The sequence below is a fragment of the Corynebacterium tuberculostearicum SK141 genome (genome assembly GCF_000175635.1).
Classification (GTDB): domain Bacteria; phylum Actinomycetota; class Actinomycetes; order Mycobacteriales; family Mycobacteriaceae; genus Corynebacterium; species Corynebacterium tuberculostearicum_C.
In genome coordinates this window covers 133972-153890 of the sequence record NZ_ACVP01000012.1, presented here as the reverse complement: position 1 = coordinate 153890, position 19919 = coordinate 133972, and the positions used below count along the sequence as shown (strand labels likewise).

General features: G+C 62.3%; 18 protein-coding genes. 8 read left to right on the top strand and 10 right to left on the bottom strand.

Features of this window, described 5'->3' with window-relative positions; genetic code table 11:
- Positions 1-90 precede the first annotated feature (90 nt).
- From atpB to rho, 7 genes are all read right to left on the bottom strand, one after another.
- Positions 91-891: a F0F1 ATP synthase subunit A gene (atpB, locus tag CORTU0001_RS04195; RefSeq protein WP_005323384.1), complete on the bottom strand. Its 801-nt coding sequence runs from the start codon at positions 889-891 to the stop codon at positions 91-93.
- A gap of 464 nt (positions 892-1355) precedes the next feature.
- Positions 1356-1781 (bottom strand): Cg1360 family ATP-synthase-associated protein, encoded by a 426-nt coding sequence (locus tag CORTU0001_RS04190; RefSeq protein WP_034668137.1) that lies wholly within the window; start codon positions 1779-1781, stop codon positions 1356-1358.
- A 16-nt stretch (positions 1782-1797) separates the two neighbouring features.
- Complete coding sequence (locus CORTU0001_RS04185) at positions 1798-2973, bottom strand: MraY family glycosyltransferase (protein WP_005327640.1); 1176 nt, start codon at positions 2971-2973, stop codon at positions 1798-1800.
- A gap of 13 nt (positions 2974-2986) precedes the next feature.
- Positions 2987-3655 (bottom strand): L-threonylcarbamoyladenylate synthase, encoded by a 669-nt coding sequence (locus CORTU0001_RS04180; RefSeq protein WP_005327639.1) that lies wholly within the window; start codon positions 3653-3655, stop codon positions 2987-2989.
- A gap of 31 nt (positions 3656-3686) precedes the next feature.
- Positions 3687-4523 (bottom strand): peptide chain release factor N(5)-glutamine methyltransferase, encoded by an 837-nt coding sequence (gene prmC / locus CORTU0001_RS04175; RefSeq protein WP_005327638.1) that lies wholly within the window; start codon positions 4521-4523, stop codon positions 3687-3689.
- 6 nt (positions 4524-4529) lie between these two features.
- Positions 4530-5606: a peptide chain release factor 1 gene (gene prfA, locus CORTU0001_RS04170; RefSeq protein ID WP_005327637.1), complete on the bottom strand. Its 1077-nt coding sequence runs from the start codon at positions 5604-5606 to the stop codon at positions 4530-4532.
- Positions 5599-7446: a transcription termination factor Rho gene (rho, locus tag CORTU0001_RS04165; RefSeq protein WP_005327635.1), complete on the bottom strand. Its 1848-nt coding sequence runs from the start codon at positions 7444-7446 to the stop codon at positions 5599-5601. Before rho ends, prfA begins: the two co-directional genes overlap by 8 nt.
- Positions 7447-7801: 355 nt before the next feature.
- On the opposite strand from rho, the gene CORTU0001_RS04160 reads away from it, so the two are divergent.
- The 5 genes from CORTU0001_RS04160 to mobA all read left to right on the top strand — a co-directional run bounded on the left by CORTU0001_RS04160 (position 7802) and on the right by mobA (position 13048).
- Complete coding sequence (locus CORTU0001_RS04160; RefSeq protein WP_005327634.1) at positions 7802-9583, top strand: long-chain fatty-acid--CoA ligase; 1782 nt, start codon at positions 7802-7804, stop codon at positions 9581-9583.
- Between the two features lie 66 nt (positions 9584-9649).
- Entirely contained in the window at positions 9650-10762 is a 1113-nt protein-coding gene (gene moaA / locus CORTU0001_RS04155) for a GTP 3',8-cyclase MoaA (RefSeq protein ID WP_005327632.1), read from the top strand.
- Positions 10763-10772: 10 nt separating this feature from the next.
- A complete protein-coding gene (locus CORTU0001_RS04150) occupies positions 10773-11972 on the top strand; it encodes a molybdopterin molybdotransferase MoeA (protein WP_005327630.1) in 1200 nt (399 codons plus the stop codon).
- Between the two features lie 9 nt (positions 11973-11981).
- Complete coding sequence (gene moaC / locus CORTU0001_RS04145; protein WP_005323396.1) at positions 11982-12461, top strand: cyclic pyranopterin monophosphate synthase MoaC; 480 nt, start codon at positions 11982-11984, stop codon at positions 12459-12461.
- On the top strand, positions 12461-13048 hold the full coding sequence (mobA, locus tag CORTU0001_RS04140; RefSeq protein WP_005327629.1) for a molybdenum cofactor guanylyltransferase: 588 nt from the start codon (positions 12461-12463) through the stop codon (positions 13046-13048). Before moaC ends, mobA begins: the two co-directional genes overlap by 1 nt.
- Positions 13049-13275: 227 nt before the next feature.
- Here mobA and CORTU0001_RS04135 read toward each other — a convergent pair whose 3' ends face one another.
- Genes CORTU0001_RS04135 through CORTU0001_RS04125 form a run of 3 tightly spaced genes read right to left on the bottom strand, consistent with a single transcriptional unit; the run spans position 13276 to position 16888 of the window.
- Entirely contained in the window at positions 13276-14643 is a 1368-nt protein-coding gene (locus CORTU0001_RS04135) for a multicopper oxidase domain-containing protein (RefSeq protein ID WP_005327627.1), read from the bottom strand.
- Positions 14644-15822 (bottom strand): hypothetical protein, encoded by a 1179-nt coding sequence (locus tag CORTU0001_RS04130; RefSeq protein WP_005327625.1) that lies wholly within the window; start codon positions 15820-15822, stop codon positions 14644-14646.
- Positions 15809-16888 (bottom strand): hypothetical protein, encoded by a 1080-nt coding sequence (locus CORTU0001_RS04125; RefSeq protein ID WP_005327623.1) that lies wholly within the window; start codon positions 16886-16888, stop codon positions 15809-15811. The genes CORTU0001_RS04130 and CORTU0001_RS04125 overlap by 14 nt, the downstream gene beginning before the upstream one ends.
- Positions 16889-16954: 66 nt before the next feature.
- On the opposite strand from CORTU0001_RS04125, the gene CORTU0001_RS04120 reads away from it, so the two are divergent.
- From CORTU0001_RS04120 to CORTU0001_RS04110, 3 genes are all read left to right on the top strand, one after another.
- Complete coding sequence (locus tag CORTU0001_RS04120; RefSeq protein ID WP_005327621.1) at positions 16955-17215, top strand: DUF2249 domain-containing protein; 261 nt, start codon at positions 16955-16957, stop codon at positions 17213-17215.
- 67 nt (positions 17216-17282) lie between these two features.
- Positions 17283-18047 carry a molybdate ABC transporter substrate-binding protein gene (gene modA, locus CORTU0001_RS04115; protein ID WP_005327619.1) on the top strand — a complete coding sequence of 255 codons (765 nt, stop codon included), beginning with the start codon at positions 17283-17285 and terminating at the stop codon, positions 18045-18047.
- A 3-nt stretch (positions 18048-18050) separates the two neighbouring features.
- The gene (locus CORTU0001_RS04110) at positions 18051-19883 is read left to right on the top strand and encodes an ATP-binding cassette domain-containing protein (RefSeq protein WP_005327618.1); all 1833 of its coding nucleotides are present in this window, start codon (positions 18051-18053) and stop codon (positions 19881-19883) included.
- Positions 19884-19919 lie beyond the last annotated feature (36 nt).

The window sequence follows — 19919 nt, the reverse complement described above, 5'->3', positions numbered from 1 at the left end:
CCTTTCGTAAATGTGTCAGCCCACAATCGGACTGAATGTCAATGTTGTGAAGTTAGGTGGTTTACTCGGTCGCGCTCGTCGACCTCGTCCTTAGTGCGAATCTGCGTGCAGGGACAGCTCAATGTACACCGCCGTCAACAGAGCGAAGATGTACGCCTGCAGGAAAATAACCAGAATCTCGAACAGGCTCATAGCCAAGCCCAAGACAACGGTTAATCCAGACAGGGCGGTCCACCCATTCAGCTGCCAGAAGAAGAAATTCGTAGCAGAGAAGAGAAGAACCAGGATGATGTGTCCAGCAAGGAAGTTCGCCATGAGACGAATAGCAAGGGTAACCGGTCGCAGAATGAACGTAGAGAAAAATTCAATCGGTACCACCAGCAAGTGCAGTAGCGGAGGCAAGTTCGGAATCACTACAGAGGAGCGAATGAACTTTCCCAAGCCGTAACGCTTAGCACCGGCGTAAATCATGGCGATATACGCAACGGCAGCCAAGACAATTGGCATACCAATACGACCGTTTGGCGAGACGTTTAGCCCCGGGATAACGGTCGCAACGTTCATAAACAAAACCGCGAAGAAGATGCTAGCGATAATTGGCAGAAATCGCTTTCCCTCCTTCTTACCCAAGATGTCCTCAGCGATATGTACACGGACAAAGTCGACCGCGTTTTCGCCCACATTCTGAAGGCCGGAAGGAACCAGCTTGGGGTTCTTAAAGGCGGCCCAGAATAGGATCACCACAATCAGCGTCATCAATATACGAATCAGCATCAGGCGATCAAGCGCGAACCATCCGCCGGCAAAGTCGCCGAAAAACAGATGGTCAGCATTCATTTGCCCCGGGAAGAATTCTTCACCTAGATCGGGCGTATGGAAGTGCCCTTTCATAGCCAATGTTGTAACGCTCAGCGTTCTCTCCCGTGTTCGGGCCACACAGCTTGTGAAAGCTTCTGTGGTGCGATGGACGTCTCAAACTCTCCGCCTTGAACACGGACTCCGTCGCACATCAGCGTGATCAAGGCAGGGATTTACCAGGACGGAAAGCAGGCTGGTGCCAACTACCGCGGTAACCCGAGGGAAATAGTATCAGCTAGATCAAGAGTTTTTGCACGTGGGGGCCCCAGTTTGCGAGTTGATCTTTCCCACAGCAGCGATCAAAGGATCAAAACCGCTATTTTCCGGCCAAATTCAAGAACGTGGAGTTCATCACACTGTTCTCTTTCACCTCCTCCTCGGGGGTGCCCATTTCCACTTCTGGCCGGTAGTGCACATAAAAAAAGAGCTGTCCTCCGCCACGACATGCAAAGAACAGCACATCCCAAATTGAGGTCGCTAGAGTAACCGTATGGGACTTAGGATACGTAGGTAACCCTAGAGGTAACGACTCCCCAAACCTCGGTGCCTAATGTCACAACGAGAGCTAAAACCACCGTTATAAACAACGCCCAAGTGTCGTAGAAATCCAGATCGCGGATCAAGGCAAGCACACCAATAAGGACAATTAGCTTGATTAGCCACCCTCCTAGAACTAAGGCAATCGTTGTGGGCGGGGTAGATTTCGCGGTAAGGAGGACAGACCCAGCTGTAAAAAGCACGAAACCACCGCCAAAGGCAGCACCAATAGCAACTCCCCATACCCCCGGCATACCCTTCATACCGCCCCACACAGCGAGGGAAACGATTGTAATGGCAAGGAGAGCCTTTGCACCTAGGCTTACAGCTCGCTGTATTGGAAGTCGCGGGTCATCAAAGTCAGGATTCACTATTTGGTCACTCACGGCTACACACCCTACCTCACGAGGGCTCGGATTCCTTCACCACGACGGTCTCTCGCGCAGCTGGGCCAATCTTTCCTTGCCGCAAAGGTACGAGGGTTGCCGCGAATGCCAAGAGCAAGGCAACAACGGTAACGCCGATGGCCACGGGTGGGGGCACGATAGAAAAGGACACCGCGCCGAAGGCTACGGCGGAGACCCACAGGTAAAGGACCAGCACGGTCCGGCGGTGGGTATGGCCGAGCGAGAGTAGGCGGTGATGGATGTGCGCCTTGTCCGCCGAAAACGGCGAGCGCCCTTGAGACAGGCGGCGAATGACGGCCCAGACAAGGTCCAGGACTGGAATAAACACCGCTGCGACCACCACAATGATGGGCGACATCAAGGCGACAATGTCCACCGTGCCGTAGAGCGACATATTGATCTTGCCAGACGCAGAAGTCGAGGCCGCAGCGAGCAAGAGACCAATAAGCATCGAGCCAGAATCGCCCATGAAGATGCGCGACGGTTCGAAGTTATGCGGCAAGAATCCAGCGCACATTCCCACCAGGGCAGCGCTGATGATGGCCGGTGGGTATGCCGAGACCGCACCGCCTTGGTCATGGAGAACGGTCAAAGAAAACACCAGAATTGCCCCGCCCGCAATCATGCCAAGGCCTGCCGCTAGGCCATCGAGGCCGTCGACAAAGTTGATGGCATTGATGAGCAGAACGGTAAAGAAAGCGGTGAGCAGGGTGCTTTGCAATTGGTCGAGGACGACCGTGGTGCCGCCGCCAAAAGGGATGAAAAGCAGGGTCCAGGTAAGGCCCAGCCCGCTCATCAAGGTGGCAGCAAAGAGCTGGCCAAACAGCTTCACTATGGCACTCAGCTCCACCAAGTCATCGACCACTCCGACAAGCAATAGCGCCAGGGCCGCCCAGAGTACCGCATTCATCTCCGGAGTGACGGGCATAAAACCCCGAGTCAAGGCTGGAAGCTGGGCTGCGAGGAATATCGCCGCCGCGAAGCCGGTAAACATGGCCACCCCACCCATGCGCGGGGTGGGCTGTGTGTGGGCGTCGCGCAGGCGAATCTCCGCCACGCGGCCGGTGCGCACCAAAACGGAGCGCACCACGCCGGTGGTGAGATACGTAAATGCTGCTGCGACGAGGATGACGAGGGCCAGCTCGCGCAGCGGTACACCACTGCCGCTCACGCGCATTCCTCCCTTAAGCCTGTGGGCGGGTACGCAGGGTCTGCGCGTCGACGCCAATGACCTCGCCGATTTCCTCGGCCGAAAGTGCCCCTTCTCGCAGCAGATACGGGCGCTCGCCAGAGAGATCAATGATCGTCGAGGGCTTGCCGACGGCCGTCTCTCCCCCATCCAAGTAAACCGTCACGGCTTTACCTAGCTGCTGCTTGGCCATAAGCGCCGTGGTTGGTGGCTGGTGGCCAGAAATATTGGCGGAGGAGACAGCCATGGGGCCAACCTCGCGCAGCAACTCGATGGCGATGGGATGCAACGGCATGCGCAGCATCACGGTGCCACGGGTATCGCCGAGGTTCCACGGCAGGGACGGCGCTTGCGGGACGACGATGGACAGGCCACCGGGCCAGAAGGCCTCCACCAAGTCACGCGCGGTATCCGTATAGGAAGCGACCAGACCGCGAACGGTATCCCAGGAACCCACCAAAACCGGCACCGGCATATCCGGGCCACGCTGCTTGGTGGCCAGGAGGTTGGCTACGGCATCATTATCAAAGGCATCGCAGCCGAGGCCATAGAGCGTATCGGTGGGCATGACCACAAGGCGACCGGATTGCGCAGCCTTGACGGCAATGTTCATGCCCTCTTCGCGCTCGGCATCATCGGCGCAGTTAAAAATCTTTCCTTGCATAATCTTTCCCCTTCTTGCCCTTAATAGTGTCTTAGTCTACCCCGCGCACCGCAGTGACAAACCGGGGCGTTCCCGTCAGGTCTTGCAGCGGTGCGATCTGTTTAAAGCCGCCGTGTCGGGCCAATGCGGCTTGTACGGCCTCGCTCGTGGAATCATCGTGTTCGATGGCCACCTTGCCGCCTGGGCGCACGAGGCGCGCAATGGTCGGAATAAGGCCGGTGATGACCCCCATCCCATCCGCCCCGGCGAAGACCGCGTTATGCGGGTCGTGATATACCTCCGGTTCAAGATCCGGGGTCTCCGGCACGTAGGGCGGATTAGTCACGAGGAGATCCACGGTCCCATTCCAGTCTGCCAAGGTGTCGCCGGCCGTGGCGTCGGCCTGGATGACCTCTACCCCGGTGTTACGGGTATTGGTTTGAGTGTAGGCCAAGGCGGCGTCGGCAAGCTCGACTGCCCTCACCTGCGCTTCAGGCAGATAGTGGGCCAGGTAGAGCGCCAACGCGCCCGTGCCGGTGCACAAATCAACCAGCCGCGGGCCTTCGGCATTGTGCACCGCCCAGTCCGCCATAACCTCGGTTTCCGGCCGCGGGATAAATACGCCCGGGCCCACCTTGAGCTCCAGCGGGCCGAACCAGGCGCTGCCTAGTACGTACTGCAAAGGCTCGCGGGCCTCCCGGCGGCGCAGCAGTGCATCAAAGGCCACGTCGAAGCCGGGCATAGGAGATTGATCGAGAGGGATATCCATGTGGCCGCAGTGGATGAGGTGCGCGGCCATGATGCGTGCATCCCACTCAGGGCTGGCCACCCCGGCAGCACGAAGGCGCTGCACCCCGCGGCGCAGCGCCTGTCCATACGTGTTCTCCACGCTGGTTTACCCCTCGGCCTCGAGGCGCTCAGCGCGCTCTTGGTCCTGCAGGGCCTTAATAAGGTCATTCATGTCACCGTTCAACACGGAGTCCAGGTTATTGGCCTTGTAACCAATGCGGTGATCCGTGATGCGGTTTTCCGGCCAGTTATAGGTGCGGATGCGCTCGGAACGGTCCATGGTGCGCACCTGAGAGGCGCGCTGCTCGCCGGCCTCAGCCTCGCGGGCCTCGCGCTCCATCTGATCCAGGCGGGCCTGCAGAACCTGCAGCGCACGCGCCTTATTCTGGATCTGGGAACGCTCCTTCTGACAGGTCACGATAAGCCCGGTCGGCAGGTGGGTAATACGCACCGCGGAGTCAGTGGTGTTCACGCCCTGACCGCCCTTACCAGAAGAACGGTAGACGTCGACGCGAATATCCTTGTCATCGATATTGACGGACTCGACCTCTTCCGGCTCCGGGTAGACCAGCACGCCGGCGGCAGAGGTCTGAATGCGGCCCTGGGACTCGGTTACCGGAACGCGCTGCACGCGGTGCACGCCGCCCTCAAACTTGAATACGGACCAGGCACCATCGCGCGACGGGGACTTGGAGCGGAAGGAAATGGTCATATCCTTCACACCGCCCAAATCGGACTCATTGAGGCCCAAGACCTCCCAATTAAAGCCCGTCTTGTCCGCATAACGCTCGTACATGCGGGCCAAGTCGCCGGCAAAGAGGGCCGCTTCTTCGCCGCCCGCGCCGGCCTTGATTTCCATAATGATGTCCTCGGAATCCTGCTCATCGCGCGGCGCGAGCAGGTCAGCGAGCTTTTCTTCCAAGTTCTCCACGGACTTTTCTAGCCGGTCCGCTTCTTCCTGGAAGTCATGGTCCTCATAGGCCATCTCCTTGGCATCAGCGAGATCCTCGCGTGCCTGGGTGAGCTCATCATTGACCATGATGATGGGGCGCAGCTCCGCGTAGCGCTTGGAGAGCTTGCGGAATTGCTTCTGGTCGCCGGCTACTTCCGGATCGGCCATCTGCATCTCAATGCCCTGGTACTCGGACACGATGTCATCAACGAGCGAAACCTGATTAGACATAATCTTCTTCATCCTTATCCGCAGCCATCGGGGCCGAGGAGGCCACCTGCATCAAGAACTCGCCATTGGAGCGGGTCTTCTTCAGCTGCTTAATGAGCAGGTCAATGGCCTGGTGGGAGTCTAGGGCGGAGAGGATGCGACGCAGCTTGGTCATGATGCGTGCTTCCTCTGGAACGAGCAGCAGCTCGTCCTTACGAGTACCGGACGGGTTGACGTCCACGGCCGGGAAGACGCGGCGCTCAGAGATGCCACGGTCCAGCTTCAGTTCGGCGTTGCCCGTGCCCTTGAATTCCTCGAAGATGACGGTATCGCCGGTAGAGCCGGTCTCCACCATGGCGGTGGCGATAATCGTCAGCGAACCACCCTCTTCGATATTGCGGGCGGCACCCAGGAAGCGCTTTGGTGGGTAGAGCGCATTGGAGTCCACACCGCCGGAGAGAATGCGGCCAGAAGCCGGGGAAGAATTGTTATAAGCGCGGCCCAGGCGGGTAATGGAATCCAGCAGGACCACGACGTCCTTGCCCTGCTCCACCAGGCGCTTGGCGCGCTCGATAGCCAGCTCCGCCACGGAGGTGTGCTCTGATGGCGGACGGTCAAAGGTGGAAGCAATAACCTCACCGTTGACGGAACGCTGCATGTCCGTAACTTCCTCAGGGCGCTCGTCTACGAGGACGACCATGAGGTAGCACTCCGGGTTATTGGTAGAAATCGCGTTGGCGATATTCTGCAGAATCGTCGTCTTACCGGCCTTTGGCGGGGAGACAATAAGCGCGCGCTGGCCCTTACCAATCGGCATGATGAGGTCAATGACGCGGGTGGTGAGGATCTTCGGATCCGTTTCCAAACGCAAGCGCTTATTCGGGTACAGCGGGGTGAGCTTATTAAAGTGCGGGCGCTGCTTTGCGCCTTCCGGATCGATGCCGTTGACGGTATCGACCTGTACCAGCTGGTTGTACTTGCGGCGGTTGCGGCCATTGCCGTGCGTATGCGTCGGGCCGGAGACCTTGACCTGGCCGGTGATAGCGTCACCAGAGCGCAAGCCCAGGCGGCGGACGATGCCGTTGTTCACAAAGACGTCGGAAGCCGCGGCACGGTAGCCCGTGGTGCGCAGGAAGGCGACATTATTGTCTACGACGTCCAAGATGCCGCCGACGGCTTGCAGCTCATCGCCCTCGCGGACCTGCAAATCGTTGCCGCCGTTATTGTCATTGTTATTTCCGCGGCCGCGGCGGTTGCGGCGGTTGCGGCGCCCACGGCGGTTGCCGCGCTCGTGGTTATTGTTGTCCTCATGGCGGTTGCCGCGCTGCTTATTATCGCCGCGGTCATTCTTCTCGCCCTGACTATCGGAGCCGTCCTGGGAGTTTTTGTCGCGGCTGTCCTTAGTGCCGCCCTGCTCCTCGTTGCGGTTGCGCTCCTCGCGCTCTTGCCGTTCTTGGCGCTCCTGACGCTCTTGGCGGCGGGCGCGGTTGCGGCGAGCGCGGCGGGCCTGGGAGCGCGACTCATAGCGCTGCTCCTCACCAGAGCCCTGCTGGCGATTATCCTTCTTCTCGCTGGATTCTTCCTGCTTTTCCGCCTTGTGCGGCGCTTCATCCTGCGCCTTATTGCGCGGCTTATCTGCCTTCTCAGGCTTCTCTGCCTTTTCCGCCTTTTCTACCTGAGCGGCTTTTTCCACCTTGGCCTTCGCCTTAGGCGGAACCTGTCCGGTCTTGATGGCGGTGATGAGATCCCCCTTGCGCAGGGCAGAGACACCACGTAGGCCGCGCTCTGCGGCCATTTTGCGCAATTCCGGCAGCTTCAGGGATGCAAGATCCTGTGCTGCGGTGTTGTCCGTTTCGCTCACGGATATCCTTTCGTTGCTTGACCAGGTCCGATTATGCGGGAGCCGCCGCAGCCTATGCTCGCGGCGTTGCACTGGAAGCCAATGTGTATTTTTCTAGGACTTCTCGCCCTCGTGCCAAGGCGCATGCGCGTCCTGCCGGGCAATAAGTATGAGGCCTCTTCCGTGTCCTCGAGGAGACTTCGCACAACGAGTGCGCGAACCGGAAGAAATCAAGAAACGACTGCGGGCAAAAATACTTCTCTGGGCCCGAATGCATAGGAAAGGGGAGCTAAAACTTTCCGGTTTCCTACCAGTCGCGAACAAGTATAACGCATAGGGCGCAACGCCCGCACCATGACACCGCTACAGTAGAGGCATGCTTTCCACGATGATGGATATCCCCCTCTCCCTGACCCGCATTTTGGAATACGGTGCCTCAGTACACGGGGACACCACGGTTACCACCTGGCACGGTGAGGGCACCGGCTCGGAATTCGATCCGGCCGAGGAAGTTACCTTCCGCGATATCGCTGCCCGCGCCGCCGCGTTCGCCCACGCCATTCACGATGAATTGGGTATCACTAGCGATGAGCGCGTGGGCAGCTTTATGTGGAATTGCGCCGAGCACTTGGAGGTAATGTTCGGCACCGCCTGCAAGGGCGCGATTTTTGCCCCGCTGAATAAACAGCTGATGAATGACCAGATTCGCCACATTATTAACCATGCGGAAATCTCCGCCATCGTCTGCGATCCGCGCCTGGCGCAGCAGCTGGGCAAGGTGCTCGTGGGCACCGACTCGGTGGGAAGCGTCATCATCACCGGGGCCCAACCAGCGCAGCAGTTTGCTCACCTTTTCCCCCGCGGGGTTGAGGTGTATTCCTATGAGGCTCTTATCGACGGCCGCTCAACCGTCTATGACTGGCCCGAACTAGATGAGCGCACGGCCGCGGCGCTGTGCTATTCCACGGGCACCACGGGCGCTCCCAAGGGAGTGCTGTATTCGCACCGGTCCCTCTACCTGGAGGCCATGCAGCTGCGTTCCTCGGACTCGCTGTGCATTACCCACGGCGAGACCTTCCTGTGCTGCATTCCTATCTGCCACGTGCTCAGCTGGGGCGTTCCCTTCACCTGCTTCATGACGGGCACCCCGCTGGTGCTTCCCGACGCCGACGTGTCCGCCCCCACCCTAGCCAAGGCCATCGCCGCTACCTCTCCGCGCGTGGCACACGGTGTGCCCACCATCTGGATCCAGCTCTTTGTCCACTACATGCACCATCCACCAGAGCGCATGACGCTCACCGAGATCTACGCCGGCGGCTCCCCCGTCCCGCCGACGCTGATCAAGATGTGGGAGGAGCGCTACGGCGTCGATGTGGTCCACGTGTGGGGCATGGTGGAAACCTCCACCGTAGGCAGCGTTGCCCGCCCGCCCCAGGGCGCCTCCGGCGATACCCGCTGGGCCTACCGCGTATCCCAAGGCCGCATCCCCGCCTCACTGGAATACCGCGTGGTCAACGACGGGCAAGTCGTCGCTCGCACCGACCGCAATGCCGGCGAGCTGCAGGTGCGCGGCAACCTGGTCACCGGTTCCTACTACCACTCGCCCACCGCTGAGCCGGGCGAAATCGCCTCCGAATTCCGCGGCAAGCAAGTCGAGGCCGCGGAGGATAAGTTCACCGCCGATGGCTGGCTGCGCACTGGCGACGTCGGCTCTGTTACCAAGGACGGCTTCCTTACCGTGGAGGACCGCGCCCGCGATGTCATTCGCTCCGGCGGCGAATGGATCTATTCCGTGCAGCTAGAAAACCTCATCATGTCTGACGAGCTTGTCGTGGAGGCCGCCGTGATTGGCTACCCCGATAAGCAATGGGTCGAGCGCCCACTCGCCGTCACAGTATTGGCCGAGGGCGCCTCGCCCACCATCGAAACCGCAGAGCGCCTGCGCGCCAGCATGCGCAAGGAACTGCCGAGCTGGATGCTGCCGGAGTATTGGACCTTTGTAAAGTCCATCGATAAGACCTCCGTGGGCAAGTTCGATAAGAAAGATTTGCGCGCCCACCTGGCAGAAGGCGAGTACAACATCATCCGGCTCAAGGGCCCAGGCGAATCCCAGCGCCTCGATGCCACCAACGCCGCCGATTTAAGCCGGGAAAACTAGGAATAAATTCGCGTCAGTCGCCGTTGCAGCTTGGTGTACCTCGTCCCCTCTCTTAGACTGACACCAATGACCTCTTCCTCCCAGCAGCCCGTGGTTTCCCTGCCCCTGCCTACCGTGGGCCGAGCGAAACCGCCGGCGGATCTGCCTGCACCGGCCGCTGATGGCACGCACGCCCTACTGGATCGCTATGGACGCCAGGCCCGCGACCTGCGCGTCTCGCTCACGGATCGCTGCAACCTGCGCTGCACCTATTGCATGCCGGCCGAAGGCTTGGAGTGGATGCCCACTGAGCAAACCTTGAGCGATGAGGAAACCATCCGGCTGATCCGGATAGGCGTCGGCAAGCTGGGCATCCGCCAAGTGCGCTTTACCGGCGGCGAGCCCCTGCTGCGCAAGTCGCTGGAGAAAATTATTGCCGCGACCAAACAGCTGCGCACCGACCAGGGCCGCTCCCCATCCACCGCGCTGACCACCAACGGGCTTGGCCTAGAAAAGCGCGCCGACGCCCTCGCCGCGGCCGGGCTCGACCGCATCAATATCTCGCTCGACACCATCGACCGCGAGCGCTACGCCGCACTCACCCGCCGCGACCGGCTCGACCACGTATTGCAGGCCATCGCCGCCGCGGATGCCGCGGGCCTGCATCCCATCAAGATCAACGCCGTGGTCATGCCCGGAGTCAACGAAGAAGACATCGTTCCGCTGGCGGACTATGCCGTCCACCACGGCGCCCAGCTCCGCTTCATCGAGCAGATGCCGCTCGGCCCCCGCGAGCAGTGGCGCCGCGAAGACATGGTGACGGCCGAAGACATCCTCACCCGCCTGCGCACCCACTTTTCCATGGCCCCGGCACGCGAACCGCGCGGTTCCGCCCCCGCCGCTCTGTGGGAGGTCAGGGCTCCGGATGGCACGCGCGGCACGCTGGGCATCATTGCCTCGGTCACCCACCCCTTCTGCGGCGATTGCGACCGCACCCGCCTTACTACCGATGGCGCCATTCGCAATTGCCTCTTTGGCAATTCCGAAACCCCGCTGCGAGACCTGCTGCGCTCCGGCGCGAGCGATGAGGACATCATGGAGGCTTGGGCCGGGGAAATGTGGACCAAAAAGCCCGGTCATGGCATTGATGACGAGGGCTTCCTCCAACCAGACCGTCCGATGTCCGCCATTGGCGGCTAACCTGAATCTTATGTCCACGCCCCGCAGCATCTCCGCGCACCTCGATGCCGTACTCGCGCTGGCTTCCACGCCGCCGGCCGAGTCCGCGCCCGTCGACGCCTCCCTCATCGGCCGCGTCCTCGCTGCCGACGCCACCGCGCGCTTCCCCGTGCCGCCCCATGCCAATTCGGCGATGGATGGCTTCCTCGTCCATGCCGCGGATCTTTCCTCCTCCGCACGGTGGACCCTCCCCGTCGCCGGCGATGTACCGGCCGGCGCGGCTCCCATCGATGTGCCCGCCGGCCACGCCGTTCGCATCATGACCGGTGCCCCTGTGGCCGATACCGCAGGAATGCTCGTCGTTCCCGTGGAAAACACCACCACCCCGGCCGGCCCGGTAGCACTTCCGGACGAGGTCACCATCTCCGAGGCCCCCACCAAGTCGCATATCCGCCCCGCCGGCGAGGACATCCAGCCCGGCGCGCCAGTCGCCACCGCCGGCACGCTTATCGATGCCGCCGTCATCGCCGCCCTCACCTCCGCCGGCGTATATACCGTTACGGCCTACCGGCGCCCGCGCATCGCGGTCATTTCTTCCGGCGAAGAACTCGTCTCTTCCCCAACGGAGTTAGTCCCCGGCCAACTACCGGATTCCAATGGCCCGATGCTCGCTGCCCTTGCAGGTGCAGACGCACACTTCCATGTGGGCGATGCCCCTGCGGACCTCGCCTCTGCGCTGGATGAACTTTCCTCCTCCCACGACCTCATCATCACCTCAGGTGGCGTATCAGCCGGCGCCTTCGACGTCGTGCACACCGTACTCGGGCGCACGGATTCCGCGTGGTTCGGGCACGTCGACCAGCGCCCGGGTGCCCCGCAGGGCTACTCCCTGTGGAATGACACCCCGGTGCTGTGCTTGCCCGGAAACCCTGTGGCAGCCTTCGTCGATTTCCAGCTTTATGCCCGGCCGTTTATCGCCGCACTGTCTGGACACCCCGCGCCACGCCAGCGGGTCAACCTGCGCGCCCGGGTGGATTCGCCCCTTCCCGCCTCCCGCGGCCGGCCGACCATTGTTCCCGTCACCGTAGACTTTCAGGCAGCGCCCGCCATCATCTCGCACCTGCCCCACGGCAGTCACCGCATCGTGTCGCTGGCTGGCACCAATGGCTTCTGCCTCATCGACTCCGAGCCGCCGGCCATGGGCGAGGACATCACCGTTTATCTGTATTAAGGAGCAACCATGGAATTTACCCACCTGAACTCTGACGGCGCCGCCTACATGGTCGACGTCACCGAGAAGCAGCCCACCGTGCGCACCGCCACCGCTGAGGGCGAGGTAGCCTGTTCCCCCGAGGTCATGGCCGCTTTGCGCGATGGCACCGTACCCAAGGGCGATGTCCTCGCGGTAGCCCGCATTGCTGGAATTTCGGCCGCCAAGAAGGTCCCCGAGCTACTTCCCTTGGCACACACCATCGGCGTGCACGGCTGCGCAGTGGAGCTCACGCTTGCCGACGACCACGTGTCCATCTCCGCCACCGTCCGCACCGCCGACCGCACCGGCGTGGAAATGGAGGCACTGACGGCCGTGAACGTTTCCGCGCTCGCCATTATCGACATGGTCAAGGGCGTGGACCGCTCCGCGTATATCCGCCGCTGCGGCATCGTGGCGAAATCCGGCGGCCGCTCCGGGGACTGGTCCCGCACCCTCCCGGAGTCCTAATGCTCGGCGCGGTCATCCTCGCCGGCGGCCACGGCAGGCGCATGGGCGGCGCCGATAAGGCCTCCCTTTTTGTCCACGGCACGCGCTTCATCGACCGCCTGCTCGCCCAGCTTCCCTACGGCACCCCGACCGTGGCCGTCTCCCCGCATCGCCTCGGCCTGCCCCAGGTGTGCGAGTCACCGCTCTACGGTGGTCCTGTCGCCGGCATCGCGGCCGGCGCCCAGGCGTTATCCCACTGCTCCGAGCTCGCCCTCTTCGCCGTGGATGCCCCCGATTCGCCGCTACTGCTTCCCCGCCTGCACTCGGCCCTCGCCTCCTCCTCGGCCGATGCCGTACTCACCCGCGCCGCCGACGGCTACCTCCAGCCGCTGTGTTCCCTCTGGCGCGCTCCCGCGCTCCACGCTCAGCTCGAGTCCCTTCCCACGACCCGGAACGTCTCCGTCCGCCGCCTCATCCGTGGTGCCAACTTCATCGAGATTCCCGGCACCGGCGCTGAACGCGACTACGACACCCGTGCGGAGCTGCGCGAGGTTCCTGCGTTCCCTCCCCACACCGGCCTTCGCGCTCACCGGAAGCCGCTCGGCTAGTACTCCACCTCCGCCGGTGACCGCCAAGGGAGAAGTCTCCGCCTCCCCGCCCTTCGCGCTCACTGAGAGCCGCAGCCAACGCGAAATTACCGTCCCGGTGAGCGCGAGGGGTGGACGAATACAGAAACCCGCCCTTTGCGCTCACGGTGGGCATCAAATGTGAGCACGAACGGTCGCTGGTGAGCGCGAAGGGCGGGAGGAGCGGGAGGGGCCGTACCGCTGGAGGGCTACTCGGTCACGATGAACTTGCCGTGCTGGCCCTTCTCCGCGTTAGTCATGATGTGATTGACAAAGGAATAGGTACCGGGCTCGTTGAAGGTCATCTCGACGAATCCGCCTTGCGCCGGGAGGAGGTCCAGGGCTTGCGAGCCGGTCGAGTCCTCATTCTTGATGAGGTAGGCGCCTTCCTTGTAAGCGGTATCGAATTGCTCGCCCACAACGTGGAAGCTCAAAGGCTGGTCGGGGCCTAGGTTGGTCAACCACAGGCGGACGGTATCGCCTACCTTGGCCTTGATGGGCTCTGCGTCATACTGTCCAGGGTAGTAATTGAAGGCCATCAGGTCGAAGCGGCCGTCGGCAACGCGCTGGGCGTCGGCGCCGGTGGATTCCTCGCCCAGGAAAACATCGGTAGCCATGAAGTTATACTCCGCGTCCACGGGCTTGAGGTCCGGCGGATCGATGATGACGTTGCCGGCCATGCCGTTAGCGATGTGTAGGGACATGGGCATCGTGGAGCAGTGATACATCCAGATACCGGAGCGGTTCGCGGTGAACTTGTAGGTCAATTCCTCGCCCGGCTGAATGGATTTCATGGTCTTATCTGGGTTGACCTCGCCGGCGTGGAAGTCAATGGAGTGGGCCATGGAGCCCTCGTTCTTAATGGTGATTTCGAATTTATCCCCCACCTTGCCGCGCAGGGTGGGACCAGGGGCTTGGCCGTTGAAGAGCCAGCGCATCTGCTTGATGCCGGGGGCGACCTCCACGACTTCCTCGGTCATCGTCCAGGTCTCTTTGTGCGTCTTCGTCTCAGCGGCCGGCTGCAAGGTGGCGTCAAAGGCGGAAAAATCGTCGCGCTGTGCGCCGAGTTCGGCGGCGGTTGGCACGTTGACGTGCGGGTTGCTTGCTGAGGACACCGCATGGTCATGTCCTGCAGCGGCGCCGTCTCCCACATTGACCTGGAAGGTCATGCCCTGCATCTTGTGGCCGGCGATGGTGCAGTAGCCTTCCTCGGAGGAGTCGATGACTCCAGCGTCGAGTTGGACGGTCTCACCGGGGTCGACGCGGCCGGTTTCGGCGTCGCCAATCTTGAGGTCATGGACTTGGTCGCCGGAGTTGGTGAAGTTGACCACCAAGTGGGTGCCGGGCTCGATGTCGATGGACGAGGGAGTAAAGGCCATGCCATCTACGCCCACGTCAATGGTCTGCGTTTCGCCAGAGGATACCGGTGCCGCAGACTCCGTGCCCTTGCCGGTGGAATTGACCACCGCGAGCGCGATGACCGCCGCCAGCGCGATGCCGATGAGCAGCCACGAGGCCCACGATGAATCCTTCGGCGCGGGTTTGTCCGCAGGTTGTGAGGAAGAAACGCTCAGCATTTAACTCTCCAGTCTTTTCTTTAGGTAGATGGCTCGGCCGACGGCGATGACGTTGGCGGCAAGGCCTATCCCCATCATGATAAGCCCGGCCACGGTAGCGCCTAGCAATGTCAGCAGTCCGCCCAGGTTGATGAGCAGCAGGCGGGCGTAGCCGGTGCGCTCGGTGGTATTAGGGCGTGCGCCGGTAAGGATGGGAAGCAGGTGGTGAAGGACACCGGTGACCAACTGCAAGAGGCCGGCACCGAGGAAGCCTGGCAGCAATATCAGGGTGATGGCGCGCGGGTAGGCGCCCACCGCTGCGGAAATGGCGTCACCGGCACACAGCGCCAGCATCCACAGCAGTCCGGCGATCACGGCCACGGTGGCGGTGGTCAGCCGCGGCGAGCGCCCCATAACGGTGGCAAGCACCGGCTGGATGATGAGCACCGCCGCGAGGACCACAAGCAGTTGGGCCATGCCTGCGACGCGGGTAAGGCCCACCGCGTACAGTGCCATCGCCAAGGACAGGCCAACGCAGTGCACGATGAGCGCGCGAGTACACCGCGCGCGAGCGGTGGGAGAAATCGCGGTGGCCGATAGCGTGGGGAGCAATGTGACCACCGTGCCGATGACGGTAAGCCACGCGAAGCCCCAGATCATGCCGCGCGAGTGGGCGCCGACGAGGAGGGAATACTCGCCTACGCCGTTACCGCTGAGGATGACGAGCACCACGGAGGCAATCATGAACACGGCCGCCGCGATATAAAAGGGCACGGTCACGGCAAAAGAACCAGACAATGAGCCGCGTAGGCGCCGCGCGACGAACCACAGGTGCCAGGTGAGGGCGGCGATGATGAGGGCAGAGGCGGCGTCGGCAAGCGGGCCCCAGTCATACCCCGCCCTATCAATGAGCAGCAGGATAAGCCCGAGCTGCACTAGGCCCACGCGACTGCCGACGCCCCGATAGTCCCCGCCCGCAGTTCGGGTCAAGGCCTCGGTGAAATGGGTGGAAAAGACGATGATTGCCGTGGTCAGCGCACCAATGGTGAAGGGATGGATGATATCCCACCACACCACCGGAGCACCCAGGGAGCCAGCAATGAGCAGGCCGAAACCGGTAAGGATCCACAAGCCGATAATGGCGGCGCTCAGGGTATGCCAGCGGCCGCGCGCGGCCAGGGATACGTCATGAATGCGCACGTCGCGCCTCCTTCGCAGTCAAGGCAATGCCGCAGGCGAGAAAAATTAACACTGCGAATATCGTAACCACCCCGCCGGTGTGGAGGGCAGTGGTGTGCTCGGCGCAATCGGCAAGGATGCGCAACGCGAGGCCGCCATGTAAGAGCGCCACCGGCACATAGAGCACCGGGCGGTACGGCAATCGGCGGCGGATAACGGAGGTGAAGATGATAGGTGCGTGCGCGAAAATCATGGACATGACAAAGCCCAAGAAGATGGCGTGCACTGAGGCATCATAGGCAAAGCCGGTGGACTGTCCGTGCAGCAGCCAGAGGTAGCCGCCGAGAGCGAGCCAGCCGTAGCCGGCCAACATGCACGCCGCCGAGTAGCGCGGCAGGCCGTGAGAGCGCACCAGATTCTTGGCCACGTCCACCCGCGCGGTGGCCGCAGCGATGGCAATGAGCATCAAGCCCATCGCGCGATAGCCCACCGCTGGGGCAAGCACGTAGATGACAGCGGCCGCCGCCAGCCCCAGAACCAGAAGGGTCAGGTGGTTTTCGGCGCGGGTTCCGGCCATGGTGACGCGCGCTAGTTCCATGCGCTCGCCGATGATGGTGGCCACGGCGTAGAGGACGCACAACGGCATCGCCGCGGCGAACCCCGGGCCTATGGCCCACAGGGCGGCGGCTGCTACTCCCCCGATTACACCGGCTGCCTGCACCAAGATCGCAAGGCTAGCCTGGCGGCGATAGATAGTGGCGTAAATGAAGCCCAGGACGAGGAAGCTGGCGGCAAAACACACAGCCGGGACCGCCCGCGGCAAGCCGGCGAGAATACCCAGCACGCCAGCAACGTGGCACACCGGCCCGGCCCACGCCCACGAGGTGCGCACAGCGACAGTACGCTCCAGACCAATGGCTCCGCCCACGAAGCCGAAGACCATGAGTGGTCCGTGGTCGGCAGCGAAAGACGCGCCAGGGGTAGCGGTCAACCCCAATAGGGTGGCACCCGCAGCCAGGCCTACCAGCAGGGACAGTCCTGCGAAGGCGAGGAAGATGAGGCGATGCGCCACGCTATTCTTTTGCACGGGTTTTATCGTACTAATATTGGTAACAGAGCGAAACTCGCACCCCTTAAGAAAGGACCACTCGCTATGCAACTACCCACCTCCGATGCCAATAAGCCACACTCCATCCCAACTCTGAATGCCTCCGAAATTCCGCACGCCGTTCGCCACGGCGCCATCCACGGCGCACTCGGCACCCTCAACGTGGGCGAAGCAATGATCCTCATCGCCCCGCATAATCCGGTTCCCCTGCTCAAGGAGGTCGAGGCTCGCGAGGAGGACTTCGAGCTGGACTACCTCAAGGAAGAAGAAAACGATTTCCATATCAAGTTCACCCGCGTGAGCTAAACCCGCGCGGGGCGGAGGGCTATCCTGGATAGGTCACACTCTCCGCTGTAGAAGGAGCCCTCCGCAGATGAAGAAGCGCGCCGCCGCACTCCTCGCCGCCATCGCATTCGCCCTTGCGGCCTGCGCTCCCCCAACGTCAACGACCTCCGCCCAGGACGCGGATGCTCCCACGCTCAATGTCCTGGCTGCATCCTCCACCCGCGTCATCAATGACGAACTAAGTCAGCGCGCAGGCCAGCTCACGCCGCCGGTAAATCTGAACTTTGAAAATGGCGGCTCCTCCGATTTGGTAAGCAAGCTGCGCGAAGGCGCCCCGGCTGATCTTCTCCTCACGGCATCGAAAAAGACCATGGATAAGGCGGTGCAGGATGGCACGGTTGCCACGCCCGAGGTGCTTGCCACCAATGTCATGGTCATGGTCGTGCCCAAGGGCAACCCGGCGGGAATCCAGTCAGTGGAGGATCTCCCCCACTCCCACCACTTCGTGCTTTGCGATCCCCAAGTTCCCTGTGGCGATATCTCCTCCCAGATCATCGACGATAAGCGCCTTGACGTCCACCCTTCCTCCCAAGAGCGCCAGGTAGCTGACGTATTAGGCAAGGTTGCCTCGAGCGAGGCCGATGCAGGGTGGGTCTACTCCACAGACGCCGCTGCGGCAGGCGATGATGTCGAGGTGATTGACATTCCTGGCGCGGAGAAGTTCTCTAACCAGATCGTGGGCGCCGTAGCCAAGGATGCATCCCACCCCGATCAGGCTCGCGCGGTGCTCGATATCTTGAGCGGCGACTTTGCGTCCACCTGGCGCGAGCGCGGCTTCACCCCGGCGGAGTAAGCTATGTCCGCCCCACAGCCTATTCGCCCCAAAGCCCCGCTTCTTATCGGCCTTATTGGCCTCATTGCGGTAGCGACCATCATCGTCCCCGTTGCCGCCCTTGGCCTGCGCGTGCCGTGGGCGCGCATAGGCGACTACCTCGCGCGCGACGAGATCCAGGACATGCTGCTCATCTCAGTGGCAGCAGCCTTCCAATCCATGATCCTTGCGCTCGTACTGGGCTTGGGGCTGGCCCTGTGGGTGCAGCAGCTCGGCCGCGGCAGCGCCGTAGTGCGTCTCTTGGTCTACCTGCCCTTGGCCATGCCACCGGTGGTGGGCGGCTTGGCCCTTACCGCAGCTTTCGGCCGCAAGGGGTACCTGGCCCCGCTTCTCGACACCCTCGGCATCCACTTCGCCTTCGCCTTCCCCGGAGTCGTTATGGCGCAGACCTTTGTGGCGCTGCCCTTTGTGGTGGTCGCGGTCGATTCGGCATTGCGCCAGCTGGACCAGGAGATCCTCGCCTCTGCACGCGGCGTGGGCTTGGGTCGGTGGGAGGTACTGGGCAAAATTACCCTTCCCTCCATCGCCCCGGCCTTGGCCACGGGCGCGGGGTTGGCCTTCGCGCGCTCGCTGGGCGAATTCGGCACGACCCTGACCTTTGCCGGCTCGCAGCCTGGGGTCACCCGCACCATGCCGCTAGGCATCTATTTAGAGCGCGAGGTCGATGCGGATGGCGCGTACGTGCTCTCCGCGCTGCTTATCGGGTTGGCCTTGGCCTGCCTGGCGCTGGCGGGCCTGCCTGCCCTGCGGCGGCGAAGCTACCAGCCGCAGGCCAGGAGGTTGCATGAGATGGACGTCGATAAGCTCCGCGCCCTTACCCGGCCCACTGATGCGCCGGCGCTGTCTGTGACCGTCGACGGTGTGCGCACGGATTTTTCCCCGCGCGCCATTACGGCCGTGGTGGGCCCGAATGGTTCCGGCAAGACGACCTTGATGGGACGCGCTGCCGGGCGCCTGAGCGGCGGGGAGGTCTCCCCGGAGGGCACCGACGTCGTCTTGCTCACCCAGCGGCCGGGATTGCCGCCGCGCTCGACGGCCCTGCAGGCGGTCGCCATGGTCACCCGCGATAAGACCCGTGCGCAGGAGCTCCTGGCTGCAGCGGGATTGCACGAGCTTGCCGACGTCCCCGTTCCCGCCCTGTCCGGTGGCCAGGCCGCCCACGTGGCGCTGGTGCGCGCGCTAGCCGCACGGCCGGCCGTCTTGATTGTGGATGAGCCCCTTGCCGCCGTCGATGTGAAATCGGCCGAGAGGTGGCGGCGCTTCTTGCACGCGGCACGCGCGGACCGTACCACGCTGCTTGTTACCCATGATGCTCTCGATATTGCGCACTTGGCGCAGGACATGCTGGTCATGGAATCCGGCCAGGTGCGGGCGCACGGCGCAACCGCGCGTCTGCTTGAGGCACCGCCGACAGGATTCGTTGCGGCGCTAGCGGGTCTTAACCGCCTCGAGGGCACCGTAACCGAGATCGGCGCGTCCGCCGTAGAGGTCGCGTGCGGCGATATTACAGTTCTGGCGGCCACGGAGCATGCGTCTCTTGCGCCCGGCCAGAAGGTGGCGGTGACCTTTGACCCGCATGCGGCTACAATTGGCGCCGCGCAGGAAACGTGCAATCAGTGGACGGTGCGAGTCCTTGCAGTCGAGGCCACCAGCCTCGCGGCGATGCAGCTGCGCGTTGATCTGGGCGGCCACGAGGCGTGCGTACCGATAAACCGCGAGTTCGCTTTAGACGTTGGGGTGGGTAACATCGTATCCTTAACAGTGTCTAAAGCAAACGTTTTTGTCCACCCCAACTAATAGTTCTGTTTTCGCAGATCCCAAGGCGGATTTCCA